Annotated in this window: 18 protein-coding genes; 11 read left to right on the forward strand and 7 right to left on the reverse strand. The window is 72.2% G+C overall.

Going from position 1 to position 20,768, the window contains the following annotated elements; all coding sequences use genetic code 11:
* Positions 1 to 71: 71 nt before the first annotated feature.
* Complete coding sequence (locus M6G08_RS13040; RefSeq protein ID WP_272587318.1) at positions 72 to 1,226, forward strand: cystathionine gamma-synthase; 1,155 nt, start codon at positions 72 to 74, stop codon at positions 1,224 to 1,226.
* 19 nt (positions 1,227 to 1,245) lie between these two features.
* Here the strand turns inward: M6G08_RS13040 and M6G08_RS13045 are convergent, their stop codons facing one another.
* From M6G08_RS13045 to M6G08_RS13055, 3 genes are all read right to left on the reverse strand, one after another.
* Positions 1,246 to 1,503: a hypothetical protein gene (locus M6G08_RS13045; RefSeq protein WP_272587319.1), complete on the reverse strand. Its 258-nt coding sequence runs from the start codon at positions 1,501 to 1,503 to the stop codon at positions 1,246 to 1,248.
* Positions 1,504 to 1,570: 67 nt separating this feature from the next.
* Positions 1,571 to 2,077: a sigma factor-like helix-turn-helix DNA-binding protein gene (locus tag M6G08_RS13050; RefSeq protein ID WP_272587320.1), complete on the reverse strand. Its 507-nt coding sequence runs from the start codon at positions 2,075 to 2,077 to the stop codon at positions 1,571 to 1,573.
* Positions 2,078 to 2,260: 183 nt separating this feature from the next.
* The gene (locus M6G08_RS13055; RefSeq protein ID WP_272587322.1) at positions 2,261 to 2,764 is read right to left on the reverse strand and encodes a MarR family winged helix-turn-helix transcriptional regulator; all 504 of its coding nucleotides are present in this window, start codon (positions 2,762 to 2,764) and stop codon (positions 2,261 to 2,263) included.
* Between the two features lie 168 nt (positions 2,765 to 2,932).
* On the opposite strand from M6G08_RS13055, the gene ilvA reads away from it, so the two are divergent.
* The 3 genes from ilvA to M6G08_RS13070 all read left to right on the forward strand — a co-directional run bounded on the left by ilvA (position 2,933) and on the right by M6G08_RS13070 (position 6,193).
* Positions 2,933 to 4,162, forward strand: a complete 1,230-nt coding sequence (ilvA, locus tag M6G08_RS13060) for a threonine ammonia-lyase (RefSeq protein ID WP_272587323.1) — start codon at positions 2,933 to 2,935, stop codon at positions 4,160 to 4,162.
* A 160-nt stretch (positions 4,163 to 4,322) separates the two neighbouring features.
* On the forward strand, positions 4,323 to 5,330 hold the full coding sequence (locus M6G08_RS13065) for an efflux ABC transporter ATPase subunit, DrrA-related (protein WP_272587324.1): 1,008 nt from the start codon (positions 4,323 to 4,325) through the stop codon (positions 5,328 to 5,330).
* A complete protein-coding gene (locus M6G08_RS13070) occupies positions 5,327 to 6,193 on the forward strand; it encodes an ABC transporter permease (RefSeq protein WP_272587325.1) in 867 nt (288 codons plus the stop codon). Before M6G08_RS13065 ends, M6G08_RS13070 begins: the two co-directional genes overlap by 4 nt.
* A gap of 82 nt (positions 6,194 to 6,275) precedes the next feature.
* Here M6G08_RS13070 and greA read toward each other — a convergent pair whose 3' ends face one another.
* Together greA and M6G08_RS13080 are read right to left on the reverse strand one after the other, a co-directional pair.
* Positions 6,276 to 6,773 carry a transcription elongation factor GreA gene (greA, locus tag M6G08_RS13075; protein WP_272587326.1) on the reverse strand — a complete coding sequence of 166 codons (498 nt, stop codon included), beginning with the start codon at positions 6,771 to 6,773 and terminating at the stop codon, positions 6,276 to 6,278.
* 181 nt (positions 6,774 to 6,954) lie between these two features.
* A complete protein-coding gene (locus M6G08_RS13080; RefSeq protein WP_073724708.1) occupies positions 6,955 to 7,353 on the reverse strand; it encodes a DUF4307 domain-containing protein in 399 nt (132 codons plus the stop codon).
* Between the two features lie 201 nt (positions 7,354 to 7,554).
* Here M6G08_RS13080 and mca point away from each other — a divergent pair, with 201 nt between their 5' ends.
* Both mca and M6G08_RS13090 read left to right on the forward strand, forming a co-directional pair.
* On the forward strand, positions 7,555 to 8,415 hold the full coding sequence (gene mca, locus M6G08_RS13085; RefSeq protein WP_272591331.1) for a mycothiol conjugate amidase Mca: 861 nt from the start codon (positions 7,555 to 7,557) through the stop codon (positions 8,413 to 8,415).
* Positions 8,408 to 8,650, forward strand: coding sequence for a hypothetical protein (locus M6G08_RS13090; RefSeq protein WP_272587327.1), 243 nt, complete (start codon positions 8,408 to 8,410; stop codon positions 8,648 to 8,650). The genes mca and M6G08_RS13090 overlap by 8 nt, the downstream gene beginning before the upstream one ends.
* An 18-nt stretch (positions 8,651 to 8,668) precedes the next feature.
* On the opposite strand, the gene M6G08_RS13095 is transcribed toward M6G08_RS13090, so the two are convergent.
* Positions 8,669 to 11,878: a tetratricopeptide repeat protein gene (locus tag M6G08_RS13095; RefSeq protein ID WP_272587328.1), complete on the reverse strand. Its 3,210-nt coding sequence runs from the start codon at positions 11,876 to 11,878 to the stop codon at positions 8,669 to 8,671.
* A gap of 534 nt (positions 11,879 to 12,412) precedes the next feature.
* Between M6G08_RS13095 and M6G08_RS13100 the strand changes: the two genes are divergently transcribed.
* The 4 genes from M6G08_RS13100 (at position 12,413) to M6G08_RS13115 (ending at position 17,852) form a co-directional block, all read left to right on the forward strand.
* Positions 12,413 to 13,879, forward strand: a complete 1,467-nt coding sequence (locus M6G08_RS13100) for a xanthine dehydrogenase small subunit (protein ID WP_272587329.1) — start codon at positions 12,413 to 12,415, stop codon at positions 13,877 to 13,879.
* Positions 13,876 to 16,293: a xanthine dehydrogenase molybdopterin binding subunit gene (xdhB, locus tag M6G08_RS13105; RefSeq protein WP_272587330.1), complete on the forward strand. Its 2,418-nt coding sequence runs from the start codon at positions 13,876 to 13,878 to the stop codon at positions 16,291 to 16,293. Before M6G08_RS13100 ends, xdhB begins: the two co-directional genes overlap by 4 nt.
* 1 nt (position 16,294) lies before the next feature.
* Positions 16,295 to 17,104 carry a xanthine dehydrogenase accessory protein XdhC gene (gene xdhC, locus M6G08_RS13110; RefSeq protein WP_272587331.1) on the forward strand — a complete coding sequence of 270 codons (810 nt, stop codon included), beginning with the start codon at positions 16,295 to 16,297 and terminating at the stop codon, positions 17,102 to 17,104.
* Positions 17,105 to 17,348: 244 nt separating this feature from the next.
* The gene (locus M6G08_RS13115) at positions 17,349 to 17,852 is read left to right on the forward strand and encodes a nucleoside deaminase (RefSeq protein ID WP_272587332.1); all 504 of its coding nucleotides are present in this window, start codon (positions 17,349 to 17,351) and stop codon (positions 17,850 to 17,852) included.
* A gap of 89 nt (positions 17,853 to 17,941) precedes the next feature.
* On the opposite strand, the gene M6G08_RS13120 is transcribed toward M6G08_RS13115, so the two are convergent.
* A complete protein-coding gene (locus M6G08_RS13120; protein ID WP_272587333.1) occupies positions 17,942 to 18,490 on the reverse strand; it encodes a DUF1062 domain-containing protein in 549 nt (182 codons plus the stop codon).
* A gap of 205 nt (positions 18,491 to 18,695) precedes the next feature.
* Here M6G08_RS13120 and M6G08_RS13125 point away from each other — a divergent pair, with 205 nt between their 5' ends.
* Entirely contained in the window at positions 18,696 to 20,726 is a 2,031-nt protein-coding gene (locus M6G08_RS13125) for a thioredoxin domain-containing protein (protein ID WP_272587334.1), read from the forward strand.
* Positions 20,727 to 20,768: the final 42 nt, after the last annotated feature.

Below are 20,768 nucleotides of genomic sequence, written 5' to 3' on the forward strand. Positions count from 1 at the left end.
ACAATTGGCCAACCTGCCCCGTGAGCCTGTGGAAAACCCACGGAGCCGTCCGCGCCGCTACGCTCGGCCCCATGAGCGACAGGCACATCAGTCAGCACTTCGAGACGCTCGCGATCCACGCGGGCAACACCGCCGATCCGCAGACCGGCGCGGTGGTCCCGCCGATCTACCAGGTGTCGACGTACAAGCAGGACGGCGTGGGCGGGCTGCGCGGCGGCTACGAGTACAGCCGCAGCGCGAACCCGACGCGCACGGCCCTGGAGGAGAACCTGGCCGCCCTGGAGGGCGGCCGCCGCGGCCTCGCGTTCGCGTCCGGACTGGCGGCCGAGGACTGCCTGCTGCGGGCGCTGCTGCGCCCCGGCGACCACGTCGTCATCCCCAACGACGCGTACGGCGGCACCTTCCGGCTGTTCGCCAAGGTCGCCACGCGGTGGGGCGTGGAGTGGTCCGTGGCCGACACGAGCGACCCGGCGGCCGTCCGCGCGGCGCTCACGCCGAAGACCAAGGCCGTGTGGGCGGAGACGCCGTCCAACCCGCTGCTCGGCATCACCGACGTCGCGGCCGTCGCCCAGGTCGCCCGGGACGCCGGCGCGCGGCTCGTCGTCGACAACACCTTCGCCACGCCGTACCTCCAGCAGCCGCTGGCGCTCGGCGCGGACGTCGTCGTGCACTCCCTGACCAAGTACATGGGCGGCCACTCGGACGTCGTCGGCGGCGCGCTGATCGTGAACGACCAGGAGCTGGGCGAGGAGCTGGCCTTCCACCAGAACGCCATGGGCGCCGTCGCCGGCCCCTTCGACTCCTGGCTGGTGCTGCGCGGCACCAAGACCCTCGCGGTGCGCATGGACCGGCACAGCGAGAACGCCACCAAGGTCGCCGAGATGCTCACCCGGCACGCGCGCGTGACGAGCGTCCTGTACCCGGGGCTGCCGGAGCACCCGGGCCACGAGGTCGCCGCCAAGCAGATGAAGGCGTTCGGCGGCATGGTGTCCTTCCGCGTCGAGGGCGGCGAGGAGGCGGCGGTCGAGGTCTGCAACCGCGCGAAGGTCTTCACGCTCGGTGAGTCCCTGGGCGGCGTCGAGTCGCTGATCGAGCACCCGGGCCGCATGACGCACGCCTCCGCGGCCGGCTCGGCCCTGGAGGTGCCCGCCGACCTGGTGCGGCTGTCGGTCGGCATCGAGAACGTCGACGACCTGCTCGCCGACCTCCAGCAGGCGCTGGGCTAACCCTGGCCGGGAGAACGGCTCACCAGCCCTCCCAGCCCGTCACGGGTGGGGTCGTCTCCGACGGCGGCTCCACCCAGGGCTGGACGGTCAGCGCCCACACGGTGAACGCCACGGCCGCGGCGCACAGCAGCAGCCACATCACGCGGCGGACGGCCGTCCTGCGGCGCAGCATGCGGCTCCCGCGGCGCACGGCGTCCGCGTACAGCCCGGGCGGCACCGGCGGCGGCGACTGCTCCATGATCCGCCGAGCCGCCGCCTCTCGTCGCAGCGGGTTCACCGCAGCCTCCCCGTCCGCCGCACGGGCGTGCCGGCCGCACCGGCCGCTTCCCGCGCGGACGCGCCCGTCATGGCGTCGCCGCCTTCGGTTCCGGCACCGGGCGGGACCGTTGCGCGGGCGGGCGCAGCAGCGCGGCCGTGGCGCGTTCGCAGATCGTCCGTACGCGTTCCACGGGCAGGCCCAGCAGGGCCGCCGTCTGTTCCTCCGCGACGCCCTCGCAGAGCCTGAGCACCAGGATCAGGCGCTCCTGCGGGGCGAGTCCGCGCAGGGGGCCGGCGGGGCGCCTGCGGGCACGGGCGAGGACGGCGCCGTGCCGGTGCCAGGCCCCGCGGGCGAAACGGGCGGCCAGGTACTGGCGGGCGAGGTCGTACGGGTCCTCGCCGTGCAGCCGGTCCCAGGACGCGTACGTGTGGGCGAGCGAGAGGGCGAGCAGGCGCCGCGCGCGCGGGTTGCCGTCCGGCGGTTCGGCCGTGAGCAGGGTGGCGGCATGCAGCAGCCGCCCTGCCGCGCCCGCGACGAACGCCTCGAACTCGCGGGCCCGGCGGGCGCTGTGGGACGCCTGCCTGTCTCGCACCGCGCCTCCCGCCCGGAGAGCGACGGGCCTCCGGGACTCGACGACGACCCTGAGCCTCCTGGACGGCTCCTGAGGTGTTGTGTACGACCCCTGAGGTCTCATATCAGGACAGGGGTGGCCCGCCGGTCAAGAGTCCCGTCAGGAGTCCGGTGCGATCCGCTCGCGAAAGCCCTGGCGGCGGTCTCAGGTGGACGACGGGGCCTCCTGGCCCGCCGTCACGCCCGACGGGGCCATACGGGCGGACAGGGCGCCGTTGAAGCGCGCGAGGAGCGCGCAGAACGCCTCGCGCTCCTCCGGCGCCCAGTCGTGGGTCAGCTCGGCCATGAGCTGACGCCTGGAGGAGCGGACCTCCTCCAGGCGCGACACGCCGCGCGGGGACAGCTGGAGGACCACCGCACGGCCGTCCTCGGGGTGCGAGGTCCGCTTGACGAGGCCGGTGTCGACGAGCGGGGCCACCTGCCGGGTGACCGTCGACGAGTCGATCCCCATGCTCGCGGCGAGCGCCTTCACGCCCATCGGGCCCTCTTTGTCGAGGCGGTTGAGCAGCAGGTAGGCGGCTCGGTCCATGGAGTTGCGCACCTGCCCGACGCCGCCGAGCCGGGTCTGTTCGGCACGACGGGCGAAGAGTGCGACCTCGTGCTGGAGCGTCTCGAGAAGACCGGTCTCACCGGCGGTCGTCATGTCCATCGACATTCCAGGTGTTGTGGGCATGGCCGGGGGCTCACTTCGTGGAGGGCTGCTAATTGGGGGACAGGGTACGCGGCCGGGCGGTGAGCCGTACCTGCGCCGGGCAAAGCGGGTCTCGGAGGTTGGTCACAACGGACCCGGACGCCGGTGAACTGCGATGCTGGAGACATGAGCTACCGCACGGTCACCCCTGCCGCGCCCGTCACCCTCGACGACGTGCGCGGGGCGCAGAAGATGCTCTCGGGAGTGGCGCGGGTGACCGCGATGGAGGGCAGCAGGCACCTGACGCAGCTGGTCGGCGCGCCGGTGCACTTCAAGTGCGAGAACCTTCAGCGGACCGGTTCGTTCAAGCTGCGCGGCGCCTACGTCCGTATCGCCGGTCTGCTGCCCGAGCAGCGGGCCGCCGGCGTGGTCGCGGCGAGCGCGGGGAACCACGCCCAGGGGGTGGCGCTGGCGTCGTCGCTGCTCGGGGTGGACTCGACGGTCTTCATGCCGAAGGGCGCGCCGCTGCCCAAGATCAGCGCGACCCGGGAGTACGGCGCTCAGGTGCGGCTGCACGGCCAGGTGGTCGACGAGACGCTGGCCGCGGCGCAGGAGTACGCGGAGCGGACGGGCGCGGTGTTCATCCACCCCTTCGACCACCCCGACATCATCGCGGGGCAGGGCACGGTCGGGCTGGAGATCCTGGAGCAGTGCCCCGAGGTGCGGACCGTCGTGGTCGGCATCGGCGGGGGAGGGCTGGTGGCCGGGATCGCGGTCGCGGTGAAGGCGCTGCGGCCGGACGTGCGGATCGTGGGCGTGCAGGCCGAGGGAGCGGCGGCGTACCCGCCCTCGCTGGCCGCCGGGCGCCCGGTGGCCGTCGAGAACCCGTCGACCATGGCCGACGGCATCAAGGTGGGGCGGCCCGGTGACGTGCCGTTCGGGATCGTCGGCGATCTGGTGGACGAGGTGCGCACGGTGTCCGAGGACGAGTTGTCCACGGCCCTGCTGCTGTGCCTGGAGCGGGCCAAGCTGGTCGTGGAGCCGGCCGGGGCGAGCCCGGTGGCGGCGCTGCTCAGCGATCCCGGCGCCTTCGCGGGGCCGGTCGTGGCGGTGCTGTCCGGCGGGAACGTGGACCCGGTGCTGATGCAGGGCGTGCTGCGGCACGGCATGGCCGCGCAGGGCCGCTACCTGGCGGTCCGGCTGCGGCTGACGGACCGTCCCGGTGCCCTCGCCACGCTTCTCGGGGTGTTGTCAGTGGTGGACGCTAACGTCCTCGACGTGAGCCACGTGCGGACCGACCCACGGCTCGGGCTCACGGAGGCGGAGGTCGAGCTGCACCTGGAGACGAAGGGCCCGGAGCACTGTGCCGAGGTCGGCCGGGCGCTGCACGAGGCGGGGTATCCCGTCATCGGCTGAGCCGGGCCACCGCTTCGTCACTCGTTCGAGTAACAGTGCGGGCAATCGCATTGTGAGACGCGATACATCGCGTTATGGTGTTCGGTAAATCGCTCGCTGAGCCGAGCGAAATGCACAAACCTAGGCTTTTCGAAGATTCCCCGACGACGTGGAGACTCATATGCCAGGCGCCATCTATGCCGAAGGCCTGGTGAAGACCTTCGGTGACGTAAGGGCTCTGGACGGCGTCGACCTCGACGTTCCCGAGGGCACCGTCCTCGGCCTGCTCGGGCCGAACGGCGCGGGCAAGACCACCGCCGTCCGCTGCCTGACGACCCTGCTGCGCCCGGACAGCGGCAAGGCCGTCGTCGCGGGCATCGACGTACTCAAACACCCCAACGAGGTCCGGCGCTCGATCGGCCTCTCCGGCCAGTTCGCCGCGGTCGACGAGTATCTGACCGGCCGGGAGAACCTCCAGATGGTCGGCCAGCTCTACCAGATGCGGGCCAAGGCGGCGAAGGCCCGCGCCGTCGAGCTGCTCGAGCAGTTCCACCTCTCGGACGCCGCCGACCGTCCCGCCAAGACCTACTCCGGAGGCATGCGCCGACGGCTCGACCTGGCCGCCGCCCTGGTCGTCTCCCCGCCCGTGATGTTCATGGACGAACCGACGACCGGCCTCGACCCGCGCAACCGCCAGCAGCTCTGGGAAGTCATCAAGCAGCTGGTCTCCGGCGGCACGACCCTGCTGCTGACCACGCAGTATTTGGAGGAGGCCGACCACCTCGCGCACGACATCGCGGTCGTCGACCGCGGCCACGTCATCGCCCGCGGCACCTCCGACCAGCTCAAGGCCCGCACCGGCGGGGAGCGCGTCGAAGTCGTCGTCCACGAGCGCGAGCACATGGCGACGGCCGCCGAAGTGCTCGCCGGCTTCGGGAAGGGCTCCACCACCGTCGAGGAGCACACCCGCAAACTCACCGTCCCCGTCACCGGCGGCGCCAAGCTGCTCGCCGAGGTCATCCGCGAGCTCGACATACGCGGCATCGAGATCGACGACATCGGCCTGCGCCGCCCCACCCTCGACGACGTCTTCCTCTCCCTGACCGGCCACGCGGCCGAGACCCGGGCCGAAGAGGGCGACACCGAGGCGGACGCCGGTCACCAGCCCGAGAAGGAGGCCGCCAAGTGAGCGCCGCCACCGAAGCCGCCCAGACCGCGGCGCCCGCCGGTTCCGGCAGTTCCGTCGGCCAGTCCCTGCGGGACTCGCTGGTCATCGCCCGCAGAAACCTGATCCGGATGACCCGGATCCCCGAGATGGTCCTCTTCGGGGTCATCCAGCCGGTGATGTTCGTCGTCCTGTTCACCTACGTCTTCGGTGGCTCGATGCAGATCGGGAACAGCACCGACCCGGACGTCTACAAGGACTTCCTGATGGCGGGCATCTTCGCCCAGACCGTCACCTTCGCCACCGCCGGGTCCGCCGCCGGCATCGCCGACGACATGCAGAAGGGGCTCGTCGACCGGTTCCGGTCACTGCCCATGGCGCGCGGTGCGGTGCTGACAGGCCGGACCGTCGCCGACCTCGTGCAGACGTGCATCACCGTGCTCGTCCTCGCGATCGTCGCGCTGCTCGTCGGCTGGCGGACCGGATCCGCCGAGCCGACCAACGCCGGGAAGGTCCTGGGCGCCTTCCTCCTGCTCCTCCTGCTCGGCTACGCCTTCACCTGGATCGGGGCACTCATCGGCCTGTCCGTGCGCACCCCCGAGGCGGCGACCTCGGGCGGGATCATCTGGCTGTTCCCGGTGACGTTCGTGTCCAACGCCTTCGTGGACTCCAGCAAGATGACTCCCTGGCTGCGCCACATCGCCGAGTGGAACCCGTTCAGCGCGACCGTGCAGGCCACACGCGAACTGTTCGGCAACCCGGGCGTCGTGCAGTCCGACGCCTGGCCGATGCAGCATCCCGTCTGGGCGTCGATCATCTGGTCCGTGCTGATCATCGCGGTCTTCCGCACGCTGGCGGTGCGCAAGTACCGCTCGGCCGCCGCATGACGAAACCCCCGGCGTCACCAGGACGCCGGGGGCTCGTACGGAAGCGGATGGCCGGGCGCACCGGCCCGCGCCGCTCGCCGGGTCAGCCGTTGTAGGGCTCGGCCTTGAGGATCCTCACGGAGGCCATCTTGCCGTTCGGCAGCTCGTACTCCGCGTCCTCGCCGACCTTGTGGCCGATGACGCCCGAGCCCAGCGGGGACTGCGGCGAGTAGGTCTCGATGTCCGAACTCGCGTACTCGCGCGAGGCGAGCAGGAAGGTCAGCGTGTCGTCCTCGTCACCGTCGAAGGCGATCGTGACCACCATGCCGGGCGCCACCTCGCCGCCGGCGGCCGGGGCCTCACCCACCTTGGCGCTCTCGAGCAGCTGGGTCAGCTGGCGCACGCGGAGCTCCTGCTTGCCCTGCTCCTCCTTCGCCGCGTGGTACCCGCCGTTCTCACGCAGGTCCCCCTCCTCACGCGCCGCGGCGATCTTGGCAGAGATCTCGGTGCGCGCAGGACCAGTAAGGTATTCAAGCTCCTCCTTGAGCTTGTTGTACGCCTCCTGGGTCAGCCAGGTGACGTTCTCGCTGGTCTGGGTCACGGGTGCTCCTCGTTGGTACTGGGAATACAAATCAACGCCCTACCCAGAAGGATGTTCCTTCACGGAAGGGCGAAACCACGAGCCTAACAATTGAGTGGCCAAAGGGGGAGGACATAAGCCACCAGATTCATGACACCGCAGGTCAGAGCCGACGGATTGGCGGCGGGCGGGGCCTGTGGGGTCAGTCGGCGTGGCAGCCGAGGAGCTCGGCCGTGGTGCCCGCGGCCTTGGTGCGCAGGGTGACCACCTTGTCGATGCGGGTGCCGTCCCCGTCGAAGCGGAAGTCGGCCCGGCCGACCTCGCCGCCGTCCTCGGCCTGGGAGCGGACCGTGCAGTAGCCGCTGACTCCGGCATCCTTGCGGACCTCCAGGTGCACCTGCACCGAGTCCTCCGCCAGCTCGAAGCCGATCAGCTCACCGCTGATCTTGTTCTGGCCGACGTAGTGGTAGCCGAACCAGCCGATGACGGCGAGCAGGACCGCGCCGAGGACGGCACCGACGATCTTGAGGGTGCGGTCGGCCCGTTCGTCCGAGGAGCGGCCGTAGCGGCTCTCGGGCGCTCGTGTGCTCGCCGTACTCATGATCGTCCTCTCGGCAGACGCCGGTCCTCCCGGGTCGCGGAATTATTCCGCCCCCGATTCGGTCACTATAGAAGCCTCCCACCCGCCTCCCGACCGCCGCCCCTTACGGACGCCCCTCCGGGGCGGCACCTATTGGATTGCGCCGCTGTATGAGGGCGCCGACTGACCGAGGATTGAGTCTTGACTGACCAGCTGCGACTGATGGCCGTCCACGCCCACCCCGACGACGAGTCGAGCAAGGGCGCGGCCACCATGGCGAAGTACGTGTCCGAGGGGGTGGACGTGCTGGTGGTGACCTGCACGGGCGGGGAACGCGGCTCCATCCTCAACCCCAAGCTCCAGGGCGACGCGTACATCGAGGAGCACATCCACGAGGTGCGCAAGAAGGAGATGGACGAGGCCCGGGAGATCCTGGGCGTGAGGCAGGAGTGGCTCGGCTTCGTCGATTCCGGCCTGCCCGAGGGCGACCCGCTGCCGCCGCTGCCGGACGGCTGCTTCGCCCTGGAGGACGTCGACAAGGCGGCCGGCGAGCTGGTGCGGAAGATCCGCTCCTTCCGTCCCCAGGTGATCACCACCTACGACGAGAACGGCGGCTACCCGCACCCCGACCACATCATGACCCACAAGATCACGATGGTGGCCTTCGAGGGCGCGGCCGACACCGAGAAGTACCCGGAGGCGGAGTACGGGGCGGCGTACCAGCCGGTGAAGGTCTACTACAACCAGGGCTTCAACCGCCCCCGTACCGAGGCGCTGCACAACGCTCTGCTGGAGCGCGGGCTGGAGTCGCCCTACGAGGACTGGCTCAAGCGGTGGTCGGAGTTCGAGCGCAAGGAGCGCACGCTCACCACGCACGTGCCCTGCGCCGACTTCTTCGAGATCCGCGACAAGGCGCTGATCGCGCACGCCACGCAGATCGACCCCGACGGGGGCTGGTTCCGGGTCCCGATGGAGATCCAGAAGGAGGTCTGGCCCACCGAGGAGTACGAGCTCGCGAAGTCCCTCGTGGAAACCTCCCTCCCCGAGGACGACCTCTTCGCGGGCGTCCGGGACAATGCCTGACATGAGTGCAAGCGCAAGCATGGCAATGACGCACCTCGTCACTCTCGCCGAGCTGGACGAGGACAAGGTCACGCCGGGTGTCCTCGGGTTCATCGTCTTCGCGGTGATGGCCCTGGCGGTGTGGGGGCTGATGCGCTCCATGAGCCGGCACATGGGGAAGGTCGACTTCAAGGAGTCGCCGGAGCCGGGCGCCGAGGCCGGGACCTCCGGCCGGGCGGAGCCGCAGAAGGGGTGACCCGGGGCCGGCCCGCGGTCACGGCGTCGCCGTGACCGCCACCCCCATCACCTCCCGGGCCTGCCGGTCCGGGACCATGCCCAGGCGCCAGGCCTGCCAGCCGGACTCCAGTTGGACGCCGCGTTCCAGGAGCAGCTGGTAGGCCTCGATGTAGTCGTCCAGCTTGGTGTCCCGGGCCGGATGGCGGGCGCGGGACAGCTGGGCCAGCTCCTCCTGCGCCACCGCCGTGCCGATCTCCACGCCCCCCGCAGCGGCGTACGGCAGCAGCGTGCAGCGCAGGAAGCGGGCCCAGTCGTCGCCCCGCCGGTCGCCGTACGCCGAGAAGAGCGCCGCCGCCTCGTCGCACAGGGCGAGTGCCTGCGGCGTACGGGCGTTGCCCGCGTCCACGACCGCCAGCTCCAGGCAGGTCCACGCCTCGCCGTGGCCGACGCCGATGCGCTGGAAGTCGGCGCGCGCGTCCACCAGGAGCTGCCGGGCGAAACCGGAGTTGCGCAGCGAGCCCGTCTGGGCGGCGCGCTGGTCACGGGTCACCCGCGCCGAGTGGTGCCGGGCGCAGGCCAGGCCGTACGCGTCCCGCATCCGCGAGAACATCGTGCGGGAGCGTTCCAGCGCACGCACCGACTGGTCCAGGGCGCCCGTCTCCTCCAGCGCCTGGCCCAGGTAGTAGAAGCTCCACGCCTTGCCGCGCGCGTCCTCGTTCTCGCGGTGCCGGGTCGCCGCCCGCCGCAGCTCCTCCACCGCCGCGGACACGTCACCGGCCACCAGCCGGGCCCGCGCCAGCTGGGTCAGTGCCCAGGCCTCGCCGCGGGCGTCCTGGGTGCGGCCGTACAGATCCAGGGCCGTACGCAGGTCCGTCTCGGCCCGCGGCACGTCCCCCATGCGCAGGTGCAGCTGGCCGAGCTGGAAGTGGGCCCACGCCTGGCCGTGCACCGACTCGCCCGCGCGGTGCAGCACCAGGGACTGGGTGAGCAGGTCCATGGCCTCCGCGAGCCGCGCCCGGTCCCGCTCCACCGCCGCCAGCGCGTGCAGCGTCCACGCCCGGTCCGTGGCCAGCCCGGGCGGGGCCTGGAGGTCCAGCGCCTCCCGCAGTTTCGCCGCCGCCTCGGTCAGGTTGCCCTGGTGGTGCAGCGTGATGCCCAGCGAGCACAGGGCACGGGCCGCCCCGGCGTCGTGGTGGGCCTCCATGTACAGGTCGACCACGGAACTGAGGGTCGTCCGCGCCGTGTCCAGCTCGCCCAGCTGCCGCGCCGCGATACCGGTACGCCATTGCACCGAACGCACCAGCAGCCCCTGGTCCACGGACTGCGCCAGCTCGCTGATCTCACCGAGCCGGTACAGGTCGCCGCGCAGCAGGCAGTAGTCGCACAGCGCGCCCAGCAGGTTCAGCACCGCGCCCTGGTCGACGCCCTCCGCGTGCCGCAGCGCGGCCGTGATAAAGCTCGACTCGTCGTCCAGCCAGCGCAGCGCCTCGTCCAGGGACGTGAAGCCGTACTGCCCGAACCGGTCCGAGCGGGTCGACATGTTGCCGTCGACCATGCGCAGCACCGAGTCGGCCAGCTCGGCGTAGTTAGCGATCAGCCGTTCCTGCGCGGCGGCCCGCTCGCCGGGCTCCTCCTCGTCGGCGAGCCGGGCCAGGGCGAAGGCCCGCACGACGTCGTGCAGCCGGTAGCGGTTGCCCCGGACGTGGTCCAGCAGGCCCGCCCGCGACAGTTCCGCGAGCTGCCGGGCCGCCTCCGTCTCGTCCGTGGCCAGCAGCGCGGCGGCGGCCGGGGCACCCAGCGAGGTCCGCCCGGCCAGCGCCAGCCGGCGCAGCAGCCGCCGGGCGGGCTCCGGCTGGTCGGTGTAGCGCAGCCACAGGGCCCGTTCCGCCGGTTCCACCGGCCCGTACGCGCCCAGGTCGGTCGCCAGGGCGCGCGGCGAACGCGGGCCCAGCGACGACCCCGCGACACGCAGCGCCAGCGGCAGCCCGCCGCACAGCTCCCGGACGCGGTCGCTGGAGTCGGCGTCGTAGGGCCCCGAGCCGTCCTGCGCGCAGGCGGACAGCAGCTCCTCCGCGCCGGCCGCGTCCAGCGCCCCGACGGGCAGGTCGTACACCCGCGCCGGCAGGTCGGGCGGCAGCCGGAGCGGCTCCCGCGCGGTGACCAGCACCAGGCTGTCCGACCGCTCCGGCACCAGGGTGCGCACCTGCTCGGGGTCCGAGGCGTCGTTCAGCACGATGGTGACCGGTACGTCCGTCAGGTGCTGGTGGTACAGCTCGCTGAGCCGCTTGACCTGCTGGGCCGCCGAGGAACGCTCCCGGAACAGCAGCTGCTCGCGGGGCGCCCCGAGCCGGTTCAGCAGGTGCAGCAGGGCGTCCCGGGTGCTCAGCGGGGACTCGCCGCCCGAGACCGGGCCGTCCCCGCGCAGGTCGACCACACAGGCCCCGCGGAAGTAGTCCCGCAGCTCGTGGGCGGCGCGTACGGCGAGCGTCGTGCGGCCGCTGTCCGGCGTCCCGTGCAGCACCACCACCGTCGGCTGCGTCTGCGCGCTCGCGCGGGCCGCCTGCACCCACTGCCGCAGCCGGGCCATCTCCTGCCGCCGGCCCGCGAAGGTGGGCTCCGGTTCCGGCAGCTGCGCGAACGACTGCTCCAGCGCGCTGCGTCCACGGGCCGCCGCGCTCTTGTCGGCGCCCCGCAGCCTGGGCCCGGCCTTCTTGGGGCCGGTCGACGCGGCGAGCATCCGCTGCTGGTCCAGGAACGGCCGGATGCCCCGTACCTCCAGCGCCGTCAGCCACTGCAACCGCAGCTGCTCGGGCCCGCCGGGCTGGCTGACGGCACCGGCGCGGTGGTGGGCGGCCGGCACGTGGGACCCGACGACCTTCACCACCGTCGCCGCGGCACCGACGACCCCGACGGTCACGCCCGCGCCCACCGCGGTGCCCGCACCGGTGCCCAGGGCCATGTCGGCCACCGCCGCGGCGACCGCCGCCACGGCGGCCACCAGCAGGGGAGTGCCGGCGCCCTCCCGGGCGTACCGCTGCCGGAAGGTGAGCTGGCCGGCCGCCGCCTCGTCCAGTGCGCGGGTGTAGGCCTCGTACTCCTCGGCGGCCGTGCCCGCCATCGCGTCCAGGGCGGCTCGGGCCCGGGACAGCAGCACCTTGCCGTCCGTGCGCCCGCCCGAGCGCCGTACCTCCTCCTCCACGGCCCGCCCCAGTAGCCGCTCGGCCTCCGACCGATGACTGTCCCGCATGTCGCGCCCCCTCCGGCGGCATCGGTGTCACCCGGGTGCCCCCGGACCACTGGGGAGCTCTCCCGGCCCATCCCGGGTCCTTCCCCGGTTGTGCGCCGGTCAAGTGTCCTGCGCGGGGGAGGCCGCGGGGAGACCCCGCGTCGTCCCGATTGTTCGGGCGTCCCGGTGTCCCGTTGTCCCGTGTTGTTCCGCACCCCTTGACCCGGGTGACCGCAGCCACTAATTTGCGAAGGAAGCAGACCCATATTCATCGAAAGGAGGCGACGGGCAGATGTACATCAACTCTGATCTCGGTCGCCTCGCCCGCCGTACGGTCTGGGTTTCCGGTCGGGTCGCGCACGGCTGCTGAGTAGCCGTTCCGCTGTGCCTCCGCGTGGCACATTTCGGGTTTTCCCCTTCTTCACTTCACGGCATGCCCCCGTCGCGTGCCGGTGTGCGCCCGCGCCCTGACGCGGCGCGTTCCGAACACAGAAAGCTGCCTGAATTGGCGAACATGATGAATCGACCTGCCCGAAACCGAAATGAAGGCCTGGCATGGTAGCGGCACGCATCACCGTCAACGGGAAAGAAGAACCGATCGCTCCCGTCGCGCCCCACACCACGGTGCTGGACTTCCTGCGCGAGCGCGGTCTCACCGGCACCAAGGAGGGCTGCGCCGAGGGCGAGTGCGGTGCCTGTTCCGTCCTGGTGGCCCGCCCCGGCGTGAACAAGCCCACCGACTGGGTCGCGGTCAACGCCTGCCTGGTCCCGGTCGCGGCGCTCGACGGCCAGGAGGTCGTCACCTCCGAGGGCCTGGCCACCGCCGGCGAGCCGGGTGCGCCGGCCGCCCTGCACCCGGTGCAGGAGGAGATGGCGGTCCGCGGTGGCTCCCAGTGCGGCTACTGCACACCGGGGTTCGTGTGCAGCATGGCCGCCGAGTACTACCGGCCCGGCCGCTGCGAGCACACGGGCGCCGCCGAGGAGACGGCCGACGCCGAGCACGGCCCCAACGGTTTCGACCTGCACGCGCTCAGCGGCAACCTGTGCCGCTGCACCGGCTACCGTCCGATCCGCGACGCCGCCTTCGCCGTCGGCGCGCCCACCGACGAGGACCCGCTGGCCCAGCGCCGCGAGCAGGCCCCGCCGGCAGCCGTGGCCACCGAGTACACCCAGGACGACACCGCGTTCCTGCGCCGGGACACCCTGGCCGAGACCCTGCGGCTGCTGCGTGAGCGGCCCGACGCGGTGGTGGTCGCCGGCAGCACCGACTGGGGCGTGGAGGTCAACATCCGCTCCCGCCGCGCGGACTGCGTGGTCGCCGTCGACCGGCTGCCCGAACTGCGGGAACTGCGGGTCGAGGACGACCGCGTCGAGATCGGCGCGGCCCTCACGCTCACCGAGATCGAACGCCGCCTCGACGGCACCGTACCGCTGCTGGCGGAGCTGTTCCCGCAGTTCGCGTCCCGGCTGATCCGCAACGGCGCCACCCTGGGCGGCAACCTCGGTACCGGCTCGCCCATCGGTGACAGCCCGCCGGTGCTGCTCGCGCTGGAGGCGTCGCTGGTCCTCGCCGACGCCGACGGTGAGCGCGAGGTCCCGCTGGCCGAGTACTTCACCGGCTACCGGCAGAGCGTGCGCCGTCCCGGTGAGCTGATCCGCGCGGTGCGCCTCCCGCTGCCGCTGTCGCCGGTCACCGCCTTCCACAAGATCGCCAAGCGGCGCTTCGACGACATCTCCAGCGTCGCCGTCGCCTTCGCCCTCGACGTCGAGGACGGCGTCGTCCGCAAGGCCCGGATCGGCCTGGGCGGCGTGGCAGCCACCCCGGTCCGCGCGCTCGCCACCGAGGCGGCCCTGGAGGGCAGGCCGTGGACGGCGGAGACCGCCGAGGCCGCGGCCCGGGTGCTGCGGGGAGAGGGCACCCCGATGGACGACCATCGCGCCAGCTCCCTCTACCGTTCCGCGATGCTCGGCCAGAGCCTGCTGAAGCTGTACGCCCAGACCACCGAGGCGGTGCCGTCATGAGCCACCTGTCCGAGCGTCCCGAGAAGCCGGCCGTCGGCGTCTCGCTGCCCCACGAGAGCGCCTACCAGCACGTCACGGGCACCGCGCTCTACACCGACGACCTCGTCCAGCGCACCAAGGACGTGCTGCACGCCTATCCGGTCCAGGTGATGAAGGCCCGCGGCCGGGTCACCGCGCTGCGCACCGCCCCCGCGCTCGCCGTGCCCGGCGTGGTCCGCGTCCTGACCGGCGCCGACGTGCCCGGTCTCAACGACGCCGGGATGAAGCACGACGAGCCGCTCTTCCCCGACGAGGTCATGTTCCACGGCCACGCCGTCGCCTGGGTGCTCGGCGAGACCCTGGAGGCGGCCCGGCTCGGTGCGGCGGCCGTCGAGGTGGAGCTCGACGAACTGCCCTCCGTGATCACGCTGCAGGACGCGATCGCGGCGGACAGCTACCACGGTGCCCGTCCCCTCATGACGCACGGCGACACCGACGCCGGCTTCGCCGACTCCGCGCACGTGTTCACCGGCGAGTTCCAGTTCTCCGGCCAGGAGCACTTCTACCTGGAGACGCACGCGGCGCTGGCCCAGGTCGACGAGAACGGGCAGCTGTTCATCCAGTCCAGCACCCAGCACCCGTCGGAGACCCAGGAGATCGTCGCGCACGTGCTCGGCGTGCCCTCCCACGAGGTGACCGTGCAGTGCCTGCGGATGGGCGGCGGCTTCGGCGGCAAGGAGATGCAGCCGCACGGCTTCGCGGCCGTCGCCGCGCTCGGTGCCAGGCTGACCGGCCGCCCGGTCCGGTTCCGGCTCAACCGGACCCAGGACCTGACCATGTCCGGCAAGCGGCACGGGTTCCACGCCACATGGAAGATCGGCTTCGACGCCGAGGGCCGCATCCAGGCCCTGGACGCCACGCTGACCGCGGACGGCGGCTGGAGCCTGGACCTGTCCGAGCCGGTGCTGGCCCGGGCGCTGTGCCACATCGACAACACGTACTGGATCCCCAACGCGCGCGTCGCCGGCCGCATCGCCAAGACCAACACGGTCTCCAACACCGCCTTCCGCGGCTTCGGCGGACCGCAGGGCATGCTGGTGATCGAGGACATCCTCGGCCGCTGCGCGCCGCGGCTCGGCCTGGACCCCATGGAGCTGCGCGAGCGCAACTTCTACCGCCCGGGTCAGGGCCAGACCACGCCGTACGGGCAGCCGGTCACCCAGCCCGAGCGGATCTCCACCGTCTGGCAGCAGGTCCGGGACAACGGCGGCATCGCCGACCGCAAGCGCGAGATCGCCGCCTTCAACGCCGCGCACCCGCACACCAAGCGGGCCCTGGCGGTCACCGGCGTGAAGTTCGGCATCTCGTTCAACCTCACCGCCTTCAACCAGGGCGGCGCACTGGTCCTGATCTACAAGGACGGCTCCGTCCTGATCAACCACGGCGGCACCGAGATGGGCCAGGGCCTGCACACCAAGATGCTCCAGGTGGCCGCGACCACCCTGGGCATCCCCCTGCACAAGGTGCGCCTCGCCCCGACCCGCACCGACAAGGTGCCCAACACCTCGGCCACCGCGGCCAGTTCCGGCGCGGACCTGAACGGCGGAGCGATCAAGAACGCCTGCGAGCAGCTGCGCGAGCGGCTCCTCCAGGTGGCCGCCTCGCAGCTCGGCGCCAACGCCTCCGACGTGCGCATCGTCGAGGGCGTCGCCCGCGCCCTGGGCAGCGACAAGGAGCTGGCCTGGGACGACCTGGTGCACACCGCGTACTTCCAGCGGGTCCAGCTCTCGGCGGCCGGCTACTACCGGACCGAGGGGCTGCACTGGGACGCGAAGAGCTTCCAGGGCTCCCCGTTCAAGTACTTCGCGATCGGCGCCGCGGCGACCGAGGTGGAGGTGGACGGCTTCACCGGCGCGTACCGCATCCGGCGGGTCGACATCGTCCACGACGTCGGCGACAGCCTCTCCCCGATGATCGACATCGGTCAGGTCGAGGGCGGCTTCGTGCAGGGCGCGGGCTGGCTGACCCTGGAGGACCTGCGCTGGGACACCGGCGACGGCCCCCACCGCGGCCGGCTGCTCACCCAGGCCGCCAGCACCTACAAGCTGCCGAGCTTCTCGGAGATGCCCGAGGAGTTCAACGTCCACCTGCTGGAGAACGCCACCGAGGAGGGCGCGGTCTACGGCTCCAAGGCGGTCGGCGAGCCCCCGCTGATGCTGGCGTTCTCGGTGCGGGAGGCGCTGCGGCAGGCCGCCGCCGCGTTCGGGCCGAGCGGGGTGAGCGTGGAGCTGGCCTCGCCCGCGACGCCGGAGGCGGTGTACTGGGCGATCGAGGCGGCCCGGCAGGCCGGCACGGCCGGTGACGACGGGACCCGGAGCGCGGCCGCCGGCGCCGGCGGTGTCCGCACCGGCGCGGAAGCGCTGAGCGGTGCCTGACATGACGTGGATCGCCGCGGTCGCGCGGTTGCGGGCACGCCGGGAACCCGGCGTGCTGGTGACCGTCGCGACCGTGCGCGGCCACGCCCCGCGCGACGCCGGTGCGAAACTCGTCGTGGGGCGGACCGGGGCGTGGGGCTCGATCGGCGGCGGCAACGTCGAGGCCGTCGCGATCGACCGGGCCCGGGAGATGATCGACGCGTCCGATCCGAAGCCCGAGCTGATGGACTTCGCGCTGAACGACAAGGTGACCAACCAGCACGGCGTGCAGTGCTGCGGCGGCACGGTGTCGGTGCTGCTGGAACCGCTGCCGGTGGTCCGGGCGGTGGCCGTCTTCGGGGTCGGGCACGTCGGGCTGGAACTGGCCCGCATCCTGGCCCGCCAGGACCTCGACCTCCACCTGGTCGACAGCCGCGCCGACCTCCTGGCCGAGGAACGGCTCGGCGTGCTGGCGGACGCGGTGGCGCAGGTGCACGTGCACCACACGCCGCTGCTGCCGGAGGAGGTGCTGGCCGAGCTGCCGCCCGGCACCCACGTCCTGATCATGACCCACGACCACGCCGAGGACGCCGCCCTGTGCGACGCCGCCCTGCGCACCGGCCACCTCGGTTCCATCGGGCTGATCGGGTCGGCGGCGAAGTGGACGCGGTTCCGCAAGCGCCTGTCCACCGAGGGCGGTCACGACGACGCCGCCATCGACCGGATCAAGACCCCGATCGGGCTGTCCGACATCAACGGCAAGGAGCCCGCGACCATCGCCGTGAGCGTCGCGGCCGACCTGCTGCGCACCTTCGAGTCGACGGGGGACTGACCCCCCCCGGCCGGTCTTCAGGGGGTGCCCCGCCCGCGTGCACCGTGCGGGCGGGGCACCCCTTCGGCGTCCTCGGGGGCCGGCGCCGCAAGCATGAATAGCCTTTGTGTGAACCTACGAAGCGCTGACGGCAGCCCGCTCGTTGTTCGTGCCTTCGGTCCCTGGCCGGTATTGGCCCGCAGCCTGTGTACTCCCCGTACGGGTTGCAGCCGCAGGTCCACCACACACCAGCCGAGGAGCCGCCATGACCACCCACATCGCCGAGACCGGCATCCGCGAGGACGAGCGCGCCTGGATGAACCAGGCGATCGAGCTGGCCACCACCAGCGTCGCGAACGGCGGCGGCCCCTTCGGCGCGCTCATCGCCAAGGACGGCGACATCGTGGCGCTCGCCAACAACAAGGTCACCTCCAGCCTGGACCCCACCGCGCACGCCGAGGTCAGCGCCATCCGCGCCGCCTGCCAGACGCTCGGCACCTTCAGCCTGGAGGGCTGCACCCTCGTCACGTCCTGCGAGCCCTGCCCGATGTGCCTGTCGTCCTCCCTGTGGGCGCGCGTCGACCGGCTGATCTACTCCGCCGACCGCCACGACGCCGCCGTGGCCGGCTTCGACGACCGCAAGTTCTACGACCTGTTCGAGAAGCGGCCCCAGGAGCTGTGGCCGATGTCCGTCGAGCACCTCGACCTGCCCCACCGCACCCAGCCGTTCGACGCCTGGATCGCGAAGACGGACCGGATCGACTACTGACCGGCCGTCCCCCTCGCACGGAGCGATGGCCGCACGTCCTGCCACGTGCGGCCACCGGTCGCCGAGCCGGGACTCAGAGCTTCAGCACGTCAGCGCTTCAGCGTGAACGTGAAGTCCCCGCGGATCCGGCCGCTCAGCCGGACCGCCGACACGAGTCTCCCCTCCGTGACCAGCCGCTCCACCGCGGCTCGTGAGAGACCGCACCCTTCAGCGATCAGCCGCACCGGCCGTACGGGTATCGGCGCCCCGAAGCGGACCGCCACGTCGATCACCTCGCGGTCCAGGTGATCCGACCCCCCGGTGTCGAGGCGCCAGGCGCCGTCCCAGTCGAGGGCGACGCGATTGCGGCGCAGCAGGACCGGCTCCCGGAGCAGCTCGGCCGCCAGAGCGGAGTCGTTGTCGTGCATCCGGTCCAGCAGTCCGGGCCGTACGGAACGCACGTTCGCCCGCTCCAGCACCGTGAGCTTCGCGGTGTTCCCGCAAGCGGTGCAGAGGACGAGGAGCCACGCGTCGATGAGCTTGTGGTTGGCGTTGACGCGGAACTTGCCGTTCGCCCGGAAGCGGCCGGACGCGCACGTGCGGCAACGGCGGCGGACGAGTGGCGGGCAGGTGGGCACGACGGCCCATTCGTTGAGCACAGGAGTACACCGGTTTCAGTGAGAAATCCGCAGCAAAAAGGAGCGCGGCGCGCAGGCGCGACGCGCGACAGATCAGCGCTCGGGAGGTCTCACACGGTGTACAACGGCACGTCCTCACTCAGACGACTCGGTCAGCCAGCACGGTAAGGGGGCGCGGCGGCGCCCTTCCACCGGTTTTCGCGGGCACGTGCGCGAGGATGGAGGCATGGCCAACCGACTTGCGCAGGCGACGTCCCCGTACCTCCTCCAGCACGCGGAGAATCCCGTCGACTGGTGGCCGTGGGAGGCCGAAGCGTTCGAGGAGGCCCGGCGGCGCGACGTGCCCGTCCTCCTGAGCGTCGGCTACAGCGCGTGCCACTGGTGCCACGTCATGGCGCACGAGTCCTTCGAGGACGAGGACACCGCCACGTTCATGAACGGGCACTTCGTGTCCGTCAAGGTCGACCGCGAGGAGCGGCCCGACGTGGACGCCGTCTACATGGAGGCCGTACAGGCGGCCACCGGGCAGGGCGGCTGGCCCATGACCGTCTTCCTCACCCCGGACGCCGAGCCCTTCTACTTCGGCACCTACTACCCGCCCGAGCCCCGCCACGGCATGCCCTCCTTCCGGCAGGTGCTCCAGGGCGTCCACCAGGCATGGGCGGAGCGGCGCGGCGAGGTCACCGAGGTCGCGGGGAAGATCGTGCGGGACCTCGCAGGGCGGGAGATCTCCTACGGCGACGCGCAGGCGCCCGGCGAGGCGGAGCTGGGGCAGGCGCTGCTCGGACTGACCCGGGAGTACGACCCGCAGCGCGGCGGCTTCGGCGGGGCACCGAAGTTCCCGCCGTCCATGGTGGTCGAGTTCCTGCTGCGCCACCACGCCCGCACCGGCGCCGAGGGCGCGCTCCAGATGGCGGCCGACACCTGCGAGCGGATGGCGCGCGGCGGCATCTACGACCAGCTCGGCGGCGGCTTCGCCCGCTACTCCGTCGACCGCGAGTGGGTCGTGCCGCACTTCGAGAAGATGCTGTACGACAACGCCCTGCTGTGCCGCGTCTACGCCCACCTCTGGCGGGCCACGGGCTCCGACCTGGCCCGCCGGGTCGCCCTGGAGACCGCCGACTTCATGGTCCGCGAACTGCGCACCGCCGAGGGCGGCTTCGCCTCCGCGCTGGACGCCGACAGCGACGACGGGACGGGCCGGCACGTCGAGGGCGCCTACTACGTGTGGACGCCCGCGCAGCTCACCGAGGTGCTGGGGGCCGAGGACGCCGAGCTCGCCGCGCAGTACTTCGGCGTGACCGTGGAGGGCACCTTCGAGCACGGGTCCTCCGTGCTGCAACTGCCGCAGCAGGAGGGTGTCTTCGACGCCGCCCGGACCGCTTCGGTCAGGGAGCGGTTGCTGGCCGCCCGGGACGGCCGCCCGGCACCCGGCCGCGACGACAAGGTGGTCGCCGCCTGGAACGGGCTCGCGATCGCCGCGCTCGCCGAGACCGGCGCCTACTTCGAGCGCCCCGATCTGGTGGACGCCGCCGTCGGCGCGGCCGACCTGCTGGTGCGGCTTCACCTCGACGACCACGGCCGGCTCTTCCGCACCAGCAAGGACGGCCGCGCGGGCGCCCACGCCGGGGTGCTGGAGGACTACGCCGACGTGGCGGAGGGGTTCCTCGCGCTGGCGTCGGTCACCGGGGAGGGAGTCTGGCTGGACTTCGCCGGGCTGCTGCTCGACCACGTCCTCACCCGCTTCCGGGACGACTCCGGCTCCCTCTACGACACCGCCTCCGACGCCGAGCGGCTGATCCGGCGCCCCCAGGACCCCACCGACAACGCCACCCCGTCCGGCTGGACCGCCGCCGCGAACGCCCTGCTCTCCTACGCCGCCCAGACCGGCTCCGAGGCCCACCGCAGCGCGGCCGAGCACGCGCTCGGCGTGGTGAAGGCGCTCGGACCGCGGGTCCCGCGCTTCATCGGCTGGGGTCTGGCCGCCGCCGAGGCGCTGCTCGACGGTCCCCGCGAAGTGGCCGTCGTGGGGCCGGAGCCGGGCGACGCCGCCACCCGGGGGCTGCACCGTACGGCGCTCCTCGGCACGGCGCCCGGTGCGGTGGTCGCCTTCGGTGTCGAGGGGAGCGACGAGTTCCCCCTGCTCGCCGGCCGACCGCTGGTGGGCGGGGCGCCGGCGGCGTACGTCTGCCGGAACTTCACCTGTGACGCGCCGACCACCGATCCGGAACGGCTGCGTGCCCGCCTGAACAGCTGAAACGACATAAGGAGAAAGAACGGGAACGAGACCGGTGGGTGA

Origin of the sequence: Streptomyces sp. M92 (assembly GCF_028473745.1) — a bacterium.
Lineage (GTDB): Bacteria > Actinomycetota > Actinomycetes > Streptomycetales > Streptomycetaceae > Streptomyces.